This window comes from Microcoleus sp. D3_18_C2 (assembly GCF_036702395.1).
Taxonomy (GTDB): Bacteria; Cyanobacteriota; Cyanobacteriia; order Cyanobacteriales; family Microcoleaceae; genus Microcoleus.
In genome coordinates this window covers 1-1,706 of sequence record NZ_JAUBTG010000133.1, presented here as the reverse complement: position 1 = coordinate 1,706, position 1,706 = coordinate 1, and the positions used below count along the sequence as shown (strand labels likewise).

General features: G+C 42.0%; 1 pseudogene. It reads left to right on the top strand.

The features are described from left to right. Positions 1-77 precede the first annotated feature (77 nt). Positions 78-1,091 (top strand): annotated as a pseudogene (locus QUA88_RS29390) (RNA-guided endonuclease InsQ/TnpB family protein); the annotation flags it as partial. Positions 1,092-1,706: the final 615 nt, after the last annotated feature.

The window sequence follows — 1,706 nt, the reverse complement described above, 5'->3', positions numbered from 1 at the left end:
ATGTTTGGTAGGTACTCAATAATTCTTCTCTAATATACCAGATTATGTTAACATAAAGTTTAGATGCGTTCGCCCTGTATATACAAGGCTTACTTCCTGCACTCAAAAAAGAATATGAATGGTTAAAAGAACCATATTCCCAGTGTTTGCAAGTAGTAGCTTTGAATCTATCCACTGCCTACAAAAACTTCTTTGACAAGAGGGCAATGTTGCCCAAATTCAAATCGAAGCATGGTAGGCAGTCAATTAGCTATCCTCAAAATGTCAAGTTTGAAGGCAACTCTCTCAATTTACCTAAGATTGGATTAGTACATTGTCGGCTTCATAGAAGCTTTGAAGGGGGCATTAAAACTGTCACCGTATCTCGCAATTCCGACGGTAAATACTTTGCTTCCGTTCTGATTAATGATGGTAAATCTCATCCCAAATCACTGCCAATTGACAAAGCTGTTGGGGTTGATGTTGGCTTAACTCACTTGGCAATTACTAGCGATGGTTCAAAGTTTGATCGTCCTAGATATTTTGCCAAACGCCAAAAGAACCTAAAACGCAAACAGCAAAAGTTGTCTTGCAAAAAGAAGGGTAGTCAAAACCGTAAAAAAGCAAGATTGGCAGTGGCAAAAGTCCACTCCAAAATTGCTAGATGTCGTGAAGATTTTCTACATAAACTATCCCGCAAGATAGTAAACGAAAACCAAGTTATTGCAGTGGAAAATCTCAATGTCAAAGGCATGGTCAAAAATCCTAATCTAGCCTCATCGATTAGCGACGCTGGCTGGGGTATGTTCTGCACCATGCTCAAGTACAAGGCTGAAAGTGAAGGTAAAACTTATATCGAGATCGATCGATGGTTTCCTAGCTCAAAGACTTGCCATGTCTGCTTAAATCGAGTTGATCATCTCGCTCTTGATATTAGGGCATGGACTTGTAAGCATTGTGGCACTCACCATGACCGTGATGTAAATGCAGCGATCAATATTAGAAATGAAGCCTTGCGGATGCTGGCGTTAGGAACTAGCGCTTCAGCCTGTGGAGGGGATGTAAGTCGATCTGGTAAAACTTCGGTTTTGCTAGACGCCCCGCCCCGTTGAATCAGGAAGCCAGCGCTGTACCGCCTAAGTGGTCAGCGTCTGGTAGTTCACGAATCTAAATTAGGGCTTACACACACACTCTACTGATAGGGTGTGCCGAAACCAGCCCGCTGGCTGAGTGCAATCAACGCAGTTGTGTTATCCCAGGCGTTGGTTCTTAGCAATAAACGTTGCTTATTGCGTTTAAATTCTGAAAATAAGAAGATTGATCGATCGCCCGCTACGAGATTTCCAGGGTTTCAAAAACTTCTTCACCACTCCTGAACGGGCTGGGTGTGCCGAAACGCATCTTACTACAGGTAGTGTCTAAACCGATTTTACGTCCAGGAGGGTAAATTTTACAGTCGATGTATAATGCACTCGTTATGGGAGGGAAAAAATGTGAATTCAGACTATAAAACAATACGCTTGGGTTAGCGCTTTCAGACGAATTTTATTTCACTAATTTTTGGGATATAGAGACTTGTGAAAGGAAGTCAGATTGTTCTTATCCCAAGCCTATTAGACTCTAGAATGCGCGATGCAGAACAGCATAAAGAGGGAGCGTGTCACTTTTGCAATGAGTATAAATACCCAAAAATACTAGGGCAGAGGTTTTGAGCTATTTTTGGGCAA